Source organism: Prochlorococcus sp. MIT 0801, from assembly GCF_000757865.1.
Taxonomy (GTDB): domain Bacteria; phylum Cyanobacteriota; class Cyanobacteriia; order PCC-6307; family Cyanobiaceae; genus Prochlorococcus_B.
The window spans coordinates 469,697-489,449 of sequence record NZ_CP007754.1; the positions used below are offsets into that span (position 1 = coordinate 469,697).

At 30.7% G+C, this 19,753-nt stretch carries 13 protein-coding genes; 9 read left to right on the forward strand and 4 right to left on the reverse strand.

Annotation, left to right across the window (positions count from 1 at the left end; translation table 11 throughout):
- Nucleotides 1-81: 81 nt before the first annotated feature.
- The 5 genes from EW15_RS02475 (at nucleotide 82) to EW15_RS02495 (ending at nucleotide 4,503) form a co-directional block, all read left to right on the forward strand.
- Complete coding sequence (locus tag EW15_RS02475) at nucleotides 82-1,008, forward strand: heme A synthase (protein WP_052041150.1); 927 nt, start codon at nucleotides 82-84, stop codon at nucleotides 1,006-1,008.
- Entirely contained in the window at nucleotides 1,001-1,996 is a 996-nt protein-coding gene (locus EW15_RS02480) for a heme o synthase (protein ID WP_011823247.1), read from the forward strand. Before EW15_RS02475 ends, EW15_RS02480 begins: the two co-directional genes overlap by 8 nt.
- Nucleotides 1,997-2,097: 101 nt before the next feature.
- Nucleotides 2,098-3,111 (forward strand): ABC transporter ATP-binding protein, encoded by a 1,014-nt coding sequence (locus EW15_RS02485; protein ID WP_038651493.1) that lies wholly within the window; start codon nucleotides 2,098-2,100, stop codon nucleotides 3,109-3,111.
- Between the two features lie 31 nt (nucleotides 3,112-3,142).
- Nucleotides 3,143-3,997: an ABC transporter permease gene (locus EW15_RS02490; protein WP_038651496.1), complete on the forward strand. Its 855-nt coding sequence runs from the start codon at nucleotides 3,143-3,145 to the stop codon at nucleotides 3,995-3,997.
- Between the two features lie 29 nt (nucleotides 3,998-4,026).
- A complete protein-coding gene (locus EW15_RS02495) occupies nucleotides 4,027-4,503 on the forward strand; it encodes a hypothetical protein (protein ID WP_038651499.1) in 477 nt (158 codons plus the stop codon).
- A gap of 68 nt (nucleotides 4,504-4,571) precedes the next feature.
- Here the strand turns inward: EW15_RS02495 and groL are convergent, their stop codons facing one another.
- Complete coding sequence (groL, locus tag EW15_RS02500; RefSeq protein ID WP_038651502.1) at nucleotides 4,572-6,263, reverse strand: chaperonin GroEL; 1,692 nt, start codon at nucleotides 6,261-6,263, stop codon at nucleotides 4,572-4,574.
- A 795-nt stretch (nucleotides 6,264-7,058) separates the two neighbouring features.
- On the opposite strand from groL, the gene EW15_RS02505 reads away from it, so the two are divergent.
- On the forward strand, nucleotides 7,059-7,295 hold the full coding sequence (locus EW15_RS02505) for a hypothetical protein (RefSeq protein WP_038651505.1): 237 nt from the start codon (nucleotides 7,059-7,061) through the stop codon (nucleotides 7,293-7,295).
- Between the two features lie 83 nt (nucleotides 7,296-7,378).
- Complete coding sequence (locus EW15_RS02510) at nucleotides 7,379-7,615, forward strand: hypothetical protein (RefSeq protein WP_038651508.1); 237 nt, start codon at nucleotides 7,379-7,381, stop codon at nucleotides 7,613-7,615.
- A 357-nt stretch (nucleotides 7,616-7,972) separates the two neighbouring features.
- Here the strand turns inward: EW15_RS02510 and EW15_RS02515 are convergent, their stop codons facing one another.
- The 3 genes from EW15_RS02515 to EW15_RS10305 are packed head-to-tail and all read right to left on the reverse strand — an operon-like array spanning nucleotide 7,973 to nucleotide 15,146.
- Nucleotides 7,973-9,694 carry a methyltransferase gene (locus tag EW15_RS02515; protein WP_038651511.1) on the reverse strand — a complete coding sequence of 574 codons (1,722 nt, stop codon included), beginning with the start codon at nucleotides 9,692-9,694 and terminating at the stop codon, nucleotides 7,973-7,975.
- Between the two features lie 50 nt (nucleotides 9,695-9,744).
- A complete protein-coding gene (locus EW15_RS02520; protein ID WP_052041151.1) occupies nucleotides 9,745-11,688 on the reverse strand; it encodes a tetratricopeptide repeat protein in 1,944 nt (647 codons plus the stop codon).
- A gap of 17 nt (nucleotides 11,689-11,705) precedes the next feature.
- Entirely contained in the window at nucleotides 11,706-15,146 is a 3,441-nt protein-coding gene (locus EW15_RS10305; RefSeq protein ID WP_052041152.1) for a tetratricopeptide repeat-containing sulfotransferase family protein, read from the reverse strand.
- A 533-nt stretch (nucleotides 15,147-15,679) separates the two neighbouring features.
- On the opposite strand from EW15_RS10305, the gene EW15_RS10310 reads away from it, so the two are divergent.
- Together EW15_RS10310 and EW15_RS02535 are read left to right on the forward strand one after the other, a co-directional pair.
- On the forward strand, nucleotides 15,680-17,317 hold the full coding sequence (locus tag EW15_RS10310) for a tetratricopeptide repeat protein (RefSeq protein ID WP_225866593.1): 1,638 nt from the start codon (nucleotides 15,680-15,682) through the stop codon (nucleotides 17,315-17,317).
- A 131-nt stretch (nucleotides 17,318-17,448) separates the two neighbouring features.
- Entirely contained in the window at nucleotides 17,449-19,527 is a 2,079-nt protein-coding gene (locus EW15_RS02535; RefSeq protein WP_052041154.1) for a tetratricopeptide repeat protein, read from the forward strand.
- The last annotated feature ends 226 nt before the right edge of the window (nucleotides 19,528-19,753 follow it).

Below are 19,753 nucleotides of genomic sequence, written 5' to 3' on the forward strand. Positions count from 1 at the left end.
TTCCAGTCAGTTTATTCAGGTGACGTGTAAGAAGTAATCGCTACGTTGAGTAAACAATGATCTTGATGGATTTTTGCATACGTGCAGGTTATTTATCCACCCAAGCCACTCTTTAGATTGGGCCAGCTTGCTGCTCACGTGGTAGTTGCACTTATCGCTCTTGTAGTGATAGGAGGAGCAACCAGAGTTATGGAGGCTGGTCTCGCTTGCCCAGACTGGCCCCTTTGCTACGGATCGTTTTTGCCTGGTAGGCAAATGAATTTACAAGTCTTCTTGGAATGGTTTCATCGCTTAGATGCCTTCTTCGTAGGGATTGTATTAATTACACAATTTGCTTTCTCTTTGTACTGGGCAAAAACTTTACCTAAATGGCTTCCTTGGATCTATGGATTCTTGACTCTTTTGGTTTCTCTGCAGGGTTTTTTAGGTGCTTTGACAGTACTGCAATTATTACCATCTTTAGTCGTCATGGCTCATCTTGTAGTTGCATTTACTCTTGTTGCCATTATGAGTGGTGTGACTCAACAATTACTTAATCCAGGTCAATCAATTTTTCCAACTTGGCTTCGTTGTTTTGGATTTTTATCCCTTTTTGCAGTGATAGCTCAGTCTTTAATAGGTAGTCGGGTGGCGACCTCGTGGGCCGCTCAAAGATGCTTGGATTTTGGAGAGTCTTGCAATCTTTTAGGACTTCATCGAGTAAGTGCTATCCCAGTCAGCTTATTGTTGATTTTATTTGTAATTTTTTCATCTTTACAGAGAGATGTTTTTATTAAGCAATGGCCCTACCTTTTAACGATTATTTTTTTGATCATTTCACAAATCCTTTTAGGAGCTTTTTCTATTCATCTAAGGATGAGTGAGCCTAGCCTTATAATTGGTCATCAACTAATTGCCTGTTTGTTAGTTGCCGTAATAGCAGCCTTAAATTTTAAAGGTAGAGGAAATGATGACTCTTCCCAATCACTTTATATAAATCAATCAACATTGGAGACATGTCATGGTTAGCTCTACATCAGAATTAATTACACAGCCCGTTAATCGTGAGGAAGTAGTTCCTTCTAGAAAGCGTATTAAACTGCCAGCTTGGCTAGAAGTCGTCAAACCAAGATTAATTCCTCTTTTACTTGCAACAACTGTTGGAGGAATGGCTCTTTCTGAGGAATGGCCATTACCCTCTCCAAGATTGGCATGCACTTTAGGAGGAGGAGCCCTTGCCGCTGCGGCTGCAGGAGCTCTTAATTGCTTATGGGAACAAGATCTTGATAAGCGAATGAAACGAACCAGTAATAGAGCATTACCTTCTGGTCGCCTTTCTCAGTCTTCTGTTTTTATTGGAGCAGTTGCTTGTACACTTGTTTCTTCAGCCCTTTTAGTAAGTGGAGTGAACTGTTTAGCAGCGGGACTTACTCTTTTAGGACTTTGTAGTTACGTACTTCTCTATACAGCTTTCTTAAAACCTAGAACGTCTCAAAATATAGTTTTTGGAGGTGTCGCTGGAGCAATTCCCCCTCTTGTAGGGGCTTCAGCAGCGGCAGGACATATTGGATTAGGTGGTTGGTGGCTATTCTCTTTGGTTATGGTGTGGACCCCAGCACATTTTTGGGCTTTGGCCATCTTGTTGAAAGAGGACTATCGATCTGTTGGCATTCCTATGCTTCCTACAGTAAGTGGACCTTTTGTTACAGCTAAGGCTATCTCTGTGTATGGCTATCTAACTGTATTTTTAAGCTTTTTAGGGTGCTTCGTTTTACCTGAAGGAGGTTTGTTATACGGAATTTTATTGCTACCTTATAATTCAAGACTTCTTCAATTGGTTTCCAGATTAAGAGATAATCCTGAAGATTTAGATCGTGCGAAGGGTTTATTTCGATGGTCTATTCTTTACATGTTTGGAGTTTGTTTTTTGCTGGTTATTAGTAGATTACAAGTTTCAATTGTTTTTAATGATCAGTTGATAGCTTTAATTAAAGACTTCTCTATCGGATTTTCGTAAATCTATAAAATAAAAATAAAAACTTTATGAACTTGCTCTCCAAAATTAATTAGAATTTGTTAGAAGATATCAGCTTATCTTTTTAGGCAATTTATTCCTAGATGTTTTTCATCAAACTTAGAGATTTATTTAAGTCTTATGGCCCTGTTATGGCTCTAAATGGACTTAACCTTGAAGTCCCTAAAGGTTCTTTGTATGGATTGTTGGGGCCAAACGGGGCAGGTAAAAGCACTGCACTTAGAATTATCTGTACTCTCCTTTCACCTGATTCTGGTCATGTTGAGGTTGGGGGACATAATGTCTTGTTTGAGGAAAAAGAAACCAGACGAAGATTGGGTTATGTAGCTCAAGATGTCGCGATCGATAAAATACTTACAGGTAGAGAGTTGTTACAGCTTCAAGGAGATCTCTATCATCTTGATAAAAAATATAAGAAAAAGAGAATTGAAGAATTGATAGAGAGACTGGATATGCATGAATGGATTGATAGACGATGTGGTTCTTTTTCGGGAGGTATGAAAAGAAGACTTGACCTCTCCTCAGGATTGTTGCATGAACCAGAATTATTGATTCTTGATGAACCTACTGTTGGGTTGGACATAGAAAGTCGATCAGTTATTTGGGGATTATTGAAGGAACTAAGAAATAAACAAACTACAATTCTTTTAAGTAGTCATTATCTTGAGGAAGTAGATGAATTAGCAGATGAGATGGCTATTATTGATAAAGGAAAAGTCATTGCTAGTGGAAAGCCAGATGATTTAAAAAAAGAACTTGGTGGAGATAGAGTGACACTTAGGGTGCGAGAGTTTAGTGATGAAGTAGAAGCTGAATCTGTAAAGAAATTAATTAAAAATATAAATGGGGTGTCAAATGTAGTGGTGAATCAAACGCAAGGATATTCTCTAAATTTTTTAGTGCAAAGTAATGATGTTATATCTAATTTGTCGGGTCATCTTTCAAAAGAAAATTTCGAAGTCTTTGCTCTTTCTCACAGTAGGCCAAGTTTAGATGATGTTTATCTGCAGGCGACAGGAAAAACGCTTATGGACGCTGAATTAGAACTTGCTGGTAAAAGAGATTTTAAGCTTGAGAATAAGAAATCGATGCGTTAATTAACTGTATTATTCCTGAACTATTAAACACATGATTACTACTAACCCATCACTTCAGAAGGAAAAGCAATCTAGAAATGATTTGAATGAAATGTCTCAGGAGATTTCTGCTTTGACTTGGAGGCTTTTCATTCAATTAATTCGACGACCCTCAACGTTATTTGCAGGGATTCTTCAGCCTTTGATATGGCTTTTACTTTTTGCAGCCTTATTCTCTAAGGCTCCTATTGATTTTTTGCCAGGGAGCAGTAGCTATGGAGAATTCCTTGGTGCAGGATTAATAGTCTTTACTGCTTTTAGTGGTGCTCTTAATGCTGGTCTCCCTTTGATGTTTGATAGAGAATTTGGTTTTCTAAATCGACTATTAGTTGCACCATTGAGTAGTAGAAGTTCAATAGTAATTTCGTCAGTAATCTATATAACTTCTATTAGCCTTTTGCAGAGTTTTGCAATAATGGCAACTTCTGCTCTCTTGGGTTATGGATGGCCAAGTCTGGGAGGTTTTCTTCTCATAGCAATAACCTTATTGTTATTGGTATTTGCAATAACTGGCCTAAGTCTTGGGTTAGCCTTTGTTTTACCAGGACATATAGAACTAATTGCAATTATCTTCATAGCTAATCTGCCTGTCCTTTTTGCTAGTACAGCCCTAGCCCCCATATCTTTTATGCCTGAATGGCTTGGATGGATAGCATCAATTAATCCATTAACATTTGCGATTGAACCTATTCGAATGGCTTACCACAGTTCTGTCGATCTGACAGCAATTTTAATTGATGCTCCTTATGGAGAAGTGAATGGATATTCTTGTTTAGCAATTCTATTAATTCTTACAGTTGGAATGTTTTTTCTTATCAGACCTCTTTTAAATCGCAAACTTGCTTGATAATCTTAATTTAGCGATTTAAAAGAGCCTTGGAGTCTAGAAAGTATCAACTACAAAAACAAATTATAGAAGCTCTCAAGGCTAACGATAATGATTTATATTCTCTCCTGAAATCTCAATGGGCTCATCGTTTTGGAGTAGATAGTTTGGAAGAACTGAAAAGCCTAGATTTAGAACAGTTAAATCAAAACCCAAATAATGTAGATAGTCAAAAAATTGATCAATCAAAAGAAAATTCTTTCGAGGGTAAAAAAGAAACTTCTATCAAAGACGATGATAATCAGTCAAAAGAAATAATAAACAAAGAGGTTGATGAGTCAGTTAAGGATGAGAATGATAAATCTTTTACAATTACTTCTTATTCAATAGCTGACAAAAAATATGATGAAGATAAAACTATAAACTCATACAAAGACACTAATAGTAATCCTGAAATTAAAGCTTTAATTCCTTTACCTCCTAAACCTAAATATAGTTATCTAAAGAAGTGGTTGTTGAGAAAATAAGTTCTAAATTAGTTTTTACTAATTTCAAATTTTTTAATTTGAGATTGTAGATATTTTTATTTTTTTACTTACATCATTCCAGGCATTCCCATTCCGCCCATTCCGCCCATTCCACCCATTCCACCCATTCCACCCATTCCGCCCATTCCGCCCATTGGGTCTCCACCTTCAGCCCCTGGAGCTGATGGGGGCTCAGGTTTGTCAGCAATAACAACTTCAGTAGTTATGAGCAGTGAGGCAATTGATACAGCATCTTGAAGAGCAAGTCGTATTACTTTTGAAGCATCTAAGATTCCTGCTTCAAGCAAATCCTCGTACTCTCCAGTTTGTGCATTGAAGCCTTTGCCTAAACGCTTGATATCTGACACAACAACATCTCCGTTAAATCCAGCATTTATCGCTATCTGTTTTGTTGGAGCAGTCAATGCTCTTTTTATGATTTCAACTCCAGTCTTTTGATCACCCTCTAGCTTTTTAGCTAAATCTCCAAGCCCTTCACTGAGTTCTAAAAGAGTCGTTCCACCACCTGCAACAATACCTTCTTCAATGGCTGCACGCGTTGCATTCAGAGCATCCTCAATTCTGAGTTTTCTGTTCTTTAACTCAGTTTCAGTTGGAGCTCCGACTTTAATTACAGCTACACCCCCAGCAAGTTTAGCTATTCTCTCATTTAACTTCTCTTGATCGTACTCAGAATCTGTTTCGTCAAGTTCTCTCTTGATTGATGCAATGCGATTAGATAATTCGGTGTTTTGATTCTCATTTGCGACAATTGTTGTACTGTCTTTTGTAATTGTGACTCTTCTTGCTTTACCTAGGTCAGAAACTTGAACTTTCTCAAGACTCATTGCTTTGTCTTCGCTTATTAGTGTGCCGCCAGTTAGTACTGCAATATCTCCAAGAGCAGCTTTTCGTCTCTCGCCAAATGATGGAGCTCTAACAGCTGCTACCTGTAAAACCCCTCGATTTTTATTTACTACTAATGTTGCTAATGCTTCGCCCTCTACTTCTTCTGCAAGAATTATTAAAGGTGTTCCATTTTTCTGTACTGTTTCTAGAACAGGAATGAGATCGGTAATTGATGAAATCTTTTTGTCAGTAATTAGGATTGAAGGATTTTCAAATTCGCAAATCAATCGATCTTCATCTGTAACGAAATAAGGAGAGCTATAACCTCTGTCAAATGCCATTCCCTCCGTGATATCTAATTCAGTGGCGAGTGATTTGGATTCCTCAACTGTTATTACTCCATCAAAACTTACCTTGTCTATTGCATCTGCAATCATTGAACCTATTTCCGCGTCTCCACCGGCGCTTACTGTGGCAACTTGTTTAATAGCATCGCCACTTACTGATTTGCTTTTTTTCTTTAGATCATCAACTATTTGACCCACAGCTTTTTCCATTCCCCTTCTTAATTCGATTGGGCTAGCTCCCGCGGCGGTGTTCCTCAAACCTTCTTGAACCATAAATTGAGCTAAAACTGTTGCAGTAGTTGTTCCATCCCCAGCTTTTTCCTTCGTTTTAGATGCAACTTGTTCGATGAGCTTTGCGCCTATATTTTCAAATGGATCTTCAAGATCTATTTCTTTAGCAATAGTTACTCCATCATTGACTATATCTGGTGCTCCAAATTTTTTCTCAATAACAACATTTCTGCCCTTAGGCCCGATTGTAACTTTTAGAGCGTTGGCTAAGTTGTTTACTCCTTTTTCGAGAGCACCGCGAGAATCGTCTGAAAAACTGAGAAGTTTTGCCATATCTGATTTGAATTAAACTTAATCTCCCACAGGAAACACACATTAGGGGAGGCTAAATAAGTGGGGAAAGCCGAATTGTAATTCATAAATTATTCCCAATTTTTGCAGAAGGTAGTTAGTGTCAACGTATGAACGATCCAGGGGCTTTATTTTTTATTCTCATGGCCGGGTTGGCAGGGACCATGACTTTGATTTATTTCCCTTTGAGGATATTTCTTACAGCTACAGCAAGAAGCAGAAGATTAAAACTATTGCAGAGAATTAGAAGATTGCGAGATGAATTAGGACAGCCTCTTGAAAATTAATATCTGCTCAACTCATGAGTTAATGTTCACGATTGCACATGTATAAATAATCAATTAGAGGAAGGGATCTGCGCCGTTTTTTTTTTTTTGTGGTTGCTTTTGCGACGAGGATAAAGGATTTGAGCAAAAAATAGATGGAGGACGTTCTGGTTGAATTTGCCGTTTAATACACTTGAGTTATTACAGGTAAGCAAACAAAAGAATAAAAAACGGAAATTTTGCGATTTCAAGTCAAGAACAAGCGATAGTAAAAAAGTTGATTATCTTTTTTGCTAGATCTCAAAGAAATGGAAGATCGGTCAAAAATTATTTTGTCCATAATGATCAAGCCAAGCACATGGCAAGAATGTTTAATTTGGCTTTAGAAGTTGGTAATGAGGAAATATCAAAAAATTACTCGTTGCCGCGGGCCTTCAGGCAATAAATAATTCAAAACGCCGTTTATCTAGATCAACTATTGGAGGTTATTTAAAATCAAGAGCCGTTCTTGGTGAATGGCAGCCTCAAAGTGACGGCGGTAAAAACCAGAGCACTCTCTTTTAAAAGTGTTTGGCCACTATTAATCGAGCATGAATTATGGAAGCTTTTCAACAAAAAAGAAAAAGCAGATTTAGAAATCAAGATTACGGCGCTCCACTTATTCCAAAGATTCTTAACTTATTTAGAGGTTAAATATTTTGCGATTGCTGTAACTCCAAATTCAACCCTGCTCAAAATCGCAGATTGAAAAAATGGAGAGTAAAGCGATTATCAATATCTCTAATGCAGTTCTGGGTTCCGTGGTGCTGTTGAGATCTAAACAATCAATAAATGCTTACTACAAAAAAAGCAGAACTTTTTAGCAACAAAAGAAACTCTGTCAAGCTCAAAACGGCTAAGAACAAAATGATGAGATTGTTCGATGTCGTGAATAAGCTGGATGAGAGAAAAAAATCGAATAAAAAGGCAGAGGATGAATATATAAGTCGTGGTAGATCGTTCCTACTTATATATGAAGAGCGGTTCAAAAATGATCAAAAGGAATTTGAAAAAGCTTTAGATGAATAAAAATTTGCAGAAAGTCAACATAGAACAGAGAGGCAAAAAGAGACAGGTTTTCAATCTGAGGGAAAAATAAAAAGGAGTCAAGGATTTTATAAAAAGTGGAAGAGATGACATTGCAGCTAGAAAAGAATTTTGTCGTTAGTTCTTTGAAATGGGACTTTCTATTTCTGTGGATTTAGGAACTGGTTACTTTGTATTAGGTCTTGGAACAGTAGAAAAAATCGTCTAACTGCTTTAGATCTGACTCTTGAAGATGCTGCCGCTTCTATTAAAGATCAAAAGGTATTGGAAATTTAAAAATTAATATCTTTCAAACTACAATAATTCCAAAAAACTAATTTATAATTTAAATAGCATCAACTAAGTATAATTTAAAAGTATTGGTTCTCTGTCATATATATCTTTTGTTAATTTAGACCTCTTAGACCAAAGTTGCTGATACCAATCAATTCTAGAATCTAATTGATAGCTGAATAATCTGTTATTTTTAACGTATTCTTGTGCTGTCTTACCAATTTCTCTTACCTTATGTGGTTCAAGAATAAAATTAGTTAATATATTACATAGTGATTCAGAATCTTCGAAAAATAAAGCTTCGATTCCATCTCTGAAATTCTCACTATAAACTGTAGGAGATGATATTAAAGCTAATCCAAAAGAAGCAGCCTCAACAGCTTTAAGGTCAGATTTACATTGATTAAAATGATTATTACATAAAGGCAAAAAACAAATATCACACTCTTTCATAATATCAAGATAAGTAGGATAGTCACATGTGGGTGTAAATCGTTTGTGAGACGAATCTACTTCTAAAGAATTATAAAAATCAAGGTCATGAATAACCTCAAAAAATAATCTAGAGGGATACTTGTTTGCTATATTATTTAAAGATCTCATCCATGGTTGCCAATCTCTTTTTCGATTAATAGCTCCAAAAAAAATCTTAAGATAAGTAGTATTTATAGAATTTCTTATTTCACCAATTTGAGAGACAGTATTATTAAATACCTGAACTTCAGGATTAAATTGTTTTAGGTAATTGGCTAAAAATAAATTAGAAGTTTGAATTGCATGTGCACTAGTAAAAGTAAAATCCCAACCACTATATCTCTTTGGTATAATATTTGGATCATCATCATAATCAATAATAATAAGATAATTATTATTGATTAATTTTTTAATTTTATTAATATCATTTTCATTTCTAAGATGAATTGGTCTTGAAATAATTACGATTTTAGGAAATTCAGTTATCTCTTTATTAAGTATAAATGTATTTGATATATTAACTTCAAAATTGGGATTAGTAGAGATTGATTTGTAAGGTACTATTATCCTAGAGTCAGAAACACCTTGAATATCCATATCACCAAGTAAAACATTAATTTGCTGGTGATTTTTTTTACTTATATGTGTGAATCTACTAATATAGAATGAGGGAGAAATTCTTGTAAAGAATTTCTCCCTATCAACACCTAAATTAGTTAAGGAAGAATCTAGACTTTCAATAAATTCATTACATTCCTGTTTATCAGAAAGCGAGCTTATAGCACTAATATCAAATAGTCTAAATGGCGTTAAATTAAAGATAGAAGAAATATTTTCAGGTGTTATTCTCTTCACAAATTCAGACTCACATAAAACCTGACTTATTAAATCACTTTCATTAAAAAATCTTTTTAAAAAACTCCAATGATTGATATTTGAAAAAAGAGTAATTAAAACAGCATCTTTTTTTAAAAGATCTGTTTGTTTTTTAACTAATCTTGTAGGATCATTAACTTGTTGAAGTATATTTGAATAGATAACACAGTCTAATTGAGGTAACTTATCTATCCAAATTGAATAATCTTCTATATCACAAATAAAAACTTTATCCAATTTTTCTTTCGCAATTTTTCCTTTATTGACAGAAGATTCAATTCCAATATATTCTACCAATGGATTCTTATTCTTAAAATTAAAACCAAGAGATCCATCTCCACATCCAACTTCTAAAACAACCTTAGAATTTAGTGGAATCCGAGAAAGAATCTCATTATTTCTATAATTCAAGAAAGAGTTATTTAAAAAATTTTCCATAAGCTATTAAACATAAATTGATTAAATAAGAGATAAAAGTTAGATATAATTTATGAATTTATGAATTTATAATATATATCCTCTAATTTATCTTCTAGATTTTTTGTGAAAATATTAGTATTAAAATAATTCGAATTATGAATCTTATGATTAATCTTAGTTTTTATTTCATTTAATAGTTGTTTATTGTTTGCTAATTCAATAGCCTTATATTCATATTCATTAATATCTTTGGCCACTAAGTATGTGAGGTCTAAAGATTTTAAAATGCTTGTTGCCATTCTAGAAGCATAACTTTCTCCAGATAACGTTAGCAATGGAAGACCACTTCGTAAATACATCCAAGCAGTAGCTCCAGAATTATAATTAAAAGTATCTAAAGCTAAGTTTGCTAGCTTTTGCCTTGACATATGTTCCCGGAGCTTGATTGGTTCACAAAAAATTATTCTTGAAGGATCGATGCCTCTTCTTAAAGATTCCTTCTGTATATTTCTTTCGACTAAATTATTAGACCTAATAAGCCATAAAATACTATTCTCAATTTTTGAAAGAACCCTCATCCAAGAATCAAATTCTACTGGTCCTATTTTATAATTCGTATTAAAACAACAGAAAATAAAAGACTTCTGATATATACCAAATTCTTCTACTTTAAATGTTCTATTTGAGATAGATAATGTATCATCATTACATTGATAATTATCTGGCATATAAATAACTTCTTCAGAATAATATTTCTTATACTCTTGAGGGATTAAATTTTTATCTGCGATTATATAGTCAATTACTTCAGAACCAGTAGTGCAAGGATAGCCTAAATAAGAAATTTGGATTGGAGCTGGTTTGTATGCAAAAATTCCATGTCGGCTGCTATCTGAATAGCCCATTAAATCAATAGCTATATCAATTTCATCTGATACAACTAATTCAGCAACTTCTAAGTCGTTCAGTTTCTCAACATCACGATAAGAATCCGAGGCATAAATAATACGGTTAGTATAATTATCATGCTTACTTCCAACTAATGAATAAGAAAATAACTTAAATTTATCCCTATTATGTAATTCTAAAACTCTTACGAGCAAATGAGAAACAGCATGTTCGTAAAAATTACCAGAGAAGTATCCTATGCGGATTCTTTTATGCTGTTTAAGTCTTAACGAAAACCTCTTTCTTTTAAAGTTATGATCAAAATATCGCCTGGCTCTAATCAATTGCCGACTTGGAGAATCTTCCATAGAAAGAATACCCATAGGACTTATAGGTATCCCCTTAATCCCTAACTCGTTTAACCATAATCTCCTGGTATTAAAATTACTCCAGTCGCAAATCTCTCTTTCAAACATTATTAAAGCCTTTTGAATTGAATAATTTTTATTATCTATTTTTAAGCCTTTTTTCAAAAGAGATATAGACTCATAATTATTCTTTAATTTATGATTAGATAATGCTAAATTTAGATATGTATCAGAATAATTATCATTAATTTCAAGAGATTTCATATAACTATCTAAAGCCTTATTATAAAAACCTTGTTTATAATATAAATTACCAATATTATAAAAAAGTATAAAGGACTTATTATTAATTTCTAGTGCTAGAGAATAAGCTTTATAAGCTCCCTTATGATCATCTAGATATTGTCTTGCAAGTCCAAGATTACATAATGCATCGAAGTAATCTGGTTTAATTTTAATTGCATTTTCATAAGCAGAAACTGCATAAGAGTAATTTTTTTGATTTTTAAATGCTAATCCTAATATCGACCATGCACTATAAGAATTTTTATTTAACGTTATAGCTTTTTTACAAAAAACTATAACGTTTTTCCAATCTTTATTCTTCGCATAGATAAAAGCGAGATTTTTATAATCATTATGATCAGCCAAGTTTAAGGAAATTAATTTATTATAAATGTCCTTAGCTGATTGATATTCTCCTTTTTCAATATAACTTCTTGCAAGAGAATTTTCCTTATCCTTATTGAACGCCATATAAAAGGTTATGGAATTTAAATAGATCCTATATCTTTGTATTTTACTCTTTTGGATAAGATATTAATAGCAGGCTGTAAGAGTTCATTATAATTAATCCAACCTCCTAATGATTTTGAATTAATTGGGGACCTAGCCTGAACACTACTAGCTGTACTAATATTCCTCTTAGTGAGATGCGGAAATTGATATTCGTTATTCCATTCCCAACCAAGCCAACGTATTAATTTCCGGATTTGATAAGAAGGATTTAAAACTAGTTTATCGTAATTTAACATATATATATTTGACGGAAACTTCGATTTATATTTTAATATAGTATCTTCTTGTTCAAGATAAAGTCTTGCAGTCTCTTCTAGTGAAGAAGAAAAATGATTTCCCCGATTATCAAAGTTAGCTCTATAAATCGAAAGAATATTATCTAAGGGGTGCCTATAACAATTAATAATCCTAGAATTAGGTATTAAAGAGCAAATTATACCTGCATATTGATAATTAAAAAGCCATTTATCAGTACTAATAGAAGAATTAATTCGATTATGATTCATTTTTTGAATGTAAATTTCAGATAATTTTTTATCTAATACATTTTTATTATTATATTCTTCAAAAGAATTCTCAAGAATATTCGTTTCTCCTAAATCAAAAACATCCTTATTCATATTCAAAATAGACTCTAAAAGTGTAGATCCACTTCTTGGCATACCAACAATAAAAATATGATTAAATTGATTATTAGATATGTTACTCTGATTGTAATAAGTATTAGATATAGCCATTAATTGTTGAGATTTTTGTATTAAGAAATCTGAATCTGATTTAAATACATTCATCTTATATTGATTGGCTTTTGTTAAAGATAATTGACTATCATTATATTTAGATAAACTATGTTGAATATTTGATCTAGCAAAATATATATGAGATAAACTAATTAAGGATTGATCTTTAAGAATTTCATCAGAGAATAATATATTAAGTATATCTTTATTAAAAGATGAGCTGGCAACAACAGATAAAGCATAATAGGCCTTTGCTAATTTTGGATTAATCCTTATTGCCGATTCAATTGACTCTTGAGATTCTCTAATCCTACCCGTATCTCTTAAAATATTACCCAAGTTTAAATAAGCTTCAGAAGAATTAGAGTTTATTGAAATAGATTTTTTTATTGTTTGCTCAGCAATTCCTAAGTCACCAAGATCAATATATATAGCAGAAAGATTTAAATAATAATCTCCTTTTGAGGGATTTAATTTAATTGCCTTTAAAACTGATTTCTTAGCTTGTAGGAAATCTCCAAGATCTCTTTCAATAACACCTTTAATTGAATAGGCTTCTGAAAATTCTGGAGTTATATCTATAGCTTTAAGACATAACCTTAATGCCGAGTTTAAGTCTCCAATATCCCTCATAATGCTTGCAAGATCAATAATATATTTTGAATTTTTTGGATCAATTGAAATCGATTTCTCAATATATCTTCTAGCTTTAGCAAATTGATTTAATCCTTTTAAGATAGATGCATAAACAGAATTAGTATGTGCTGAATCTGGGTTAATATAAAGAGAATCCTCTATATATTTTTTTGCCTTTAAATATTTTCCAATCATTAAATAAACAATAGAAATATTTGTTAACAAATCAGCACTTTTTGGATATGTTTTAATTCCCTCTTTGTAAATATTTAGAGATAAAATATATTCGTTATTTTCAAATAATATACCACCATATCTTAAGAACAAATCAATATGATTATAATTATTATTATGACATAACTGATATAACTCTTTAGCTTTCTCAATATTATTATTGTCATGAAATTGTACTGCCTTTTTAAATATATTTGTTTGTATAAACTTACATTTTTCTTTCACGAAATTATCTTTATTAACTATTCTCATTGCGGGTCCCAGCATCATTTTATAATTCTTCCATCCATCTAATGATTTCTTATTAATAGGTTCTCGTACTTGAACATTACTAGCTGTTGATACAGTACGGTAATTAAGATGAGGAGTTAAATATTCATCCATCCAATTAAATCCAATCCATTCTATTAATGATTTGATTTCTTTATCAGGGTTCTTAATTAGAGCATCATAATCAAAACTATAAATCAGGTCAGAATACTTTTGTTTATATAAATCCATTATAATCTGATGATTTAAATATACTTTAGAACATTCTCTAATGGAAGAAGCATAATGATTACCAGTTGCAAAATGAGCTCTATATATTGATAAAATATTATCTAATGGGTTTCTATAGCAATAGATAATTCTGGAATTTTTTATCAACTTAGAAATTACACCAGTATATTGATAATTGTATAACCACTTATTAGTTGTTATATTGGCTTCAGTTATTTTAAGAATATTTTGCTTATATATAGTGTATAAATTTGAATCAATGTTATTTTCAATATTTTGTTTCCATTGATAAAATGACTTTTCTAAAATATCTTTTTCACCTAAATCAAAGATTTGATTATTTCTAGTTAATATTGACTCTAGCAATGTTGATCCACATCTTGGCATACCAACAATAAATATAAATTCAATTTTATTATCTAGATCACTCTGATTATAATGGTCAGATTCTAAATATAAATATCTACTTTTTTCTAATATTGGATTAATAATTGGTGGATCTAATTTAGCTTTTATATCGTTAGCAATATTAAGAGAAGATTGACTATCAAAATATTTTCTTCTTTTATGTAAAATATTAGCTCTAGCAAAGAAAATATTGCTTTTACTTTTTTCATTTTGATTAACCAAAATTTCCTTTGAAAAGAGAAACTTAATACAATCTTCTTTAGGATTAAATTGCTTAATCTCTGTGATCGATAAATAAGCTTTTGAATATTTGGGTGAAATCTCTATAACGTTTGATAAATAGTTTATTGCTTTTTTGAAGTCACCAAGATCTTTATATAATATTCCGAGATTATAATTAGCATCTGCATATTTAGAGTCTAACTTAATAGCTTTTGTTAGATATTTAATTGCTTCATCATATTCAGATTGTTCTTTTAAAGTGATACCTAAATTATTATATAAACTAGCTAAATTTGGATTAATTTTTATTCCTTTTTTTAATATTATTTTTGCCTTATTTAATTCTCCCATTTGATAATATAACGACCCAAGATTACTATAGGCATCAACAAATTTAGGGAAATAGTTAATAGATTTTATATACAGATCAATTGCATCATCTAATTTATTCTCAATTTGTAAAATAGCGGCATAGTTAGTAAAAACTGAAGGGTTTTTTATGTCTGCCTCTACTAAATATATATAACAAGATTTAGCATTTATAATATCTCCATTTAAATGAAAAGATATTCCAAATTCAATTAATTCATTTTCACTATATCCTTCAAAATCTAAACTTTCAATTAATTTACCATCGATAGTGTAAATATATTTTTTTCTAATAATCTCTTTCATTATTCTTGAAAAACCTAGAAAATAGAAATTACTAATTAATTAGAGAAGAAACATAGAAAATATAGAAAAGGATGGTGAAACTCATTTGTTTAAATAATTAAAAATTATGGAGCCATGAATAATTGAGTCTCTAAGGAAATGTTTGACATAGAGCTTGTTTAACAACTGAGCCATGGCCCAAATCTTAGTTATTGAAATGATCGCAAACAATCTAAAAAACATTGTTATTATACTTTACCATCAAAAAACACCAATACACATCGAGTAAAAAACCAATGCTAATTAGATTCTCCGGTAAATCTCCGGTGAATTTGTCACAATTGCTAATTACTTATGTACTAATGGATTGAGTCTAATTCCATCTCGCAAAAAGATCAACTTCTACTTGATTGTAGCCTTTCAATTTCTTTTGAAATTAAAAAACCAATTTTAATATATAATTATCATTAATAGACCCTTAAAAACCATCAATAGACGTGAGTAATAGGAAAAAAGTTAAAAGAACTGAAAGATATAAATTCCCCACCTTCTCAGTGCCATTTAATTTAGATGAAATCAAGGAAAATTTTACTATTAATACAAACACTACATCTAATATTTCTAAGGATGTCCTTAATCAAGCATTTAATGCTCATACAAATGGAAATATTAAAGAAGCTATAGAATCTTATCAATATCTTATCAGTCAAGGATTTAATGATCCCAGAGTTTATTTAAACTATGGAAGTATATTGAAAAATCTTGGAAAATTAGAGGAAGCAGAATTAATAATCCGTAAAGGTATAGAACTAAATCCTAACTTTGCTATGGGTTATTTTAATTTAGGAATTATTTTAATAGATCTTTCTAAACCTAATGAAGCAGAGTTAGCAACTAGAGAAGGAATAAAACTTAATCCAAATTTTGCTATAGGTTACTTTAATTTGGGAATTATCTTAAAAACTCTTGGGAAAATGAATGAGGCAGTATTAGCGATAAATAAAGCTATTGAATTAAATCCAAATCATTCTAATTCATATTTTCATCTTGGAACTATATTAAATATTCTAGGTCAAAAGAAAGAAGCAGAGATAGAAATTAAAAAAGCTATTAAAATCAATCCAAATTTTTTAGAAGCTTATATTAACTTAGGAATAATTTTAAGAGATCTTGGTAAAATAAAGGAAGCAATATTGGTGACAAGAAGAGCTATTGAAGTTGACCCTAACATTGCTGAATCTTATTCTAACCTCGGATCATTATTAGTTGATCTAGGTAATCTTGATGAAGCAGAAATTGCAATGAATAAAGCAATTACTATAAATCCTAATAATATGAAATTTAAGTCAAATTTGATAAGCCTACTTAGTATCTATAAACCATGTGATAATAATTCTAATCAATTATATATTATCAATGAGGAATTTAACAAAATTAATCTTTCTTATAGTGATAGTGAATTTATTAGTGATATTAAAGTAATGAATATTTATAGAAAAGGATTAGAAATTTATAAGAAACATAATCTATCTTTGGAGACCGATGCTTATCAAATATATAGAAGTAATGAGATAAATCTAAATTGTGAAAGACATCATATGGTTTTTGAAAAAAATAAGATAATCCCAGCATTTTGTTTCAATTGTTATAAAGTTCAAATTGAAACTAATTCAATAATAGAATTTATTAAAATATTCTTAGTATTTAATCGAATAAAATTAGAAAATAACAATACTAGAAAATGTATGGTTGAATTGAGACCAAATATTCCAGGTTTTTATAAAGGTTTGATTTATTGTAGTGATTTAAATGAAGCATATCTTATTTCTAATCAGCTAGATAATATTATTCAAAAAAATGTTAGAAGCAACTTACAGTCGATAGTTAAAAGAGGTTGTTCTGAATTCCAAAAAGAATTCCCTGAATATAAAGAGATAAATAGATTTGGAAGTCAAACAATGGAATATAATAAAGAATGGAGAAGAATTGAAAATGAAGCTGACAAGGGTTATGGAAACTGGGGTAAATCTCATAAAACTATAAATGAATTTAATTTAAATAACTTTCTTATTATGAGAAACTGGTTAGCTTATGCTCATAAGATAGGGGATAAAAGTATATATAAAATATCCGAAGAAATAATAAAAGGTACAGAAAAGTTTAAATATTTGAATAGATCTATTAATACTTAGAATACATTAAATTTAATCAATTAAGAATGTATACTTCAAAGTTTGAAAAATTTTTTGAAGATCTATTATAAAATCAGAACAAAATATGTTAAAATTTAAGAAATTTTTTATAGGTCAAGTATAAATCTCATATGGAGAAGATAGGCGAGGAGAAGCAAGGAAAAAAAAAAGTAACTAGAGAAATCACCTTCTCAGTGCCATTTAATTTAGATGAAATCAAGGAAAATTTTACTATTAATACAAACACTACATCTAATATTTCTAAGGATGTCCTTAATCAAGCATTTAATGCTCACACAAATGGAAATATTAAAGAAGCTATAGAATCTTATCAATATCTTATCAGTCAAGGATTTAATGATCCCAGAGTTTATTTAAACTATGGAAGTATATTGAAAAATCTTGGAAAATTAGAGGAAGCAGAATTAATAATCCGTAAAGGTATAGAACTAAATCCTAACTTTGCTATGGGTTATTTTAATTTAGGAATTATTTTAATAGATCTTTCTAAACCTAATGAAGCAGAGTTAGCAACTAGAGAAGGAATAAAACTTAATCCAAATTTTGCTATAGGTTACTTTAATTTGGGAATTATCTTAAAAACTCTTGGGAAAATGAATGAGGCAGTATTAGCGATAAATAAAGCTATTGAATTAAATCCAAATCATTCTAATTCATATTTTCATCTTGGAACTATATTAAATATTCTAGGTCAAAAGAAAGAAGCAGAGATAGAAATTAAAAAAGCTATTAAAATCAATCCAAATTTTTTAGAAGCTTATATTAACTTAGGAATAATTTTAAGAGATCTTGGTAAAATAAAGGAAGCAATATTGGTGACAAGAAGAGCTATTGAAGTTGACCCTAACATTGCTGAATCTTATTCTAACCTCGGATCATTATTAGTTGATCTAGGTAATCTTGATGAAGCAGAAAAAGTATTGTTTAAGGCTATTAACCTTAATCCAAATTTAGCAAAATCATATAATAGTCTAGGGATTTTATTTAAAACTTCAGGAAAAATATTAGAAGCAGAAAAGTTTCTTCGTCAAGCTATTAATCTTGAACCAGACTTTCCAGAGTCCTATTATAATTTAGGTACTTTAATGAGAGATATTGGTAAATTAAAAGAAGCTGAGGATTTATTAGTTAAATCTATTCAAATTGATCCTTATATTGCTAAATCTTATTTTGTACTTTCTACTTTAAAATCAACAAGTAAAGATAAAATCTGGAAAGATAAACTCTTTTCAGAATCCATATTAACTAATCTACTCTCAAATAATAGATTTGATATTTTTTTTGCTAGAGCAAATATTCTTCATAGGGAGAAAAATTATATTGAAAGTGCCAAATATTTAAAATTAGCTAATTCCTTAAAATTTAAGAACCAACAAAATTATTCTAATAATATAATTCTCAAAACAAAAATGCTACTTATAGATTCAGAGAATTCAATTTGTAGTTATAATCAGAATATTAGTCGAAAAGCAATCACACAAGAAAGTATTTTTATAGTAGGTATGTTTAGAAGTGGGTCTACACTTTTAGAATCTATAATCAGTATGAATCCTAATGTTGTAGATCTAGGTGAAACAAATATTCTTGAAGAATCTTACGAACAATTGAAGAAATATAATGAGAATAATCAAGATTTTAATCTTTCTAATTTATACTATGAGAAGGTAAATCATTTAAAATACAATTCAAAAATATCTACTAATAAGGCACTATTTAATTATCAATATTCGGGAATAATAGCTAAACAAATCTTGAATTCTAAAATTATTCATTGCTTTAGAAACCCTCTAGATAATATTCTATCAATTTACCGTGCAAACTTTGCCCATAAAAATGAATATGCTTCCTCATTAATTGAATGTACAAAGATTTATTTAGATCAAGACCATATAATGGAACTATATAAAAAGAAATATCGTGAAAAAATCTATGATTTAAATTACGATTTATTAGTGTCCAATCCTAAAGAAGAAATTAAATCATTAATCTCCTGGATGGGTTGGGAATGGAATGATTTATATCTCTCGCCTCATTTAAATAAACGCTCAATATCTACAGCAAGTAGTGTTCAAGTTCGTTTTCCAATTAATTCAAAATCTATTGGTGGTTGGAAAAACTACAAAGATATACTACGGCCTGCTATTGAAATCCTTAAAAAGACTTATAAATATCGAAATATTATCTCATGATATAAAATTACTAACTGGTTAAATTTTTCTCTATATTTTAACATAATATCCGCTTCCATGAGATCTATATTTTCTGCCACAAAAGGTAGAAAAGCTAATAGTTAATTCTTAATAAGGTATGTAAAAATCATTGTTCAATAAACAATCATGAGAAATTGCTTTCTGTACGATATAAATAATTTCTCTGGATGGATTGTCTGCGGATACCTTGTATAATTATCAACTA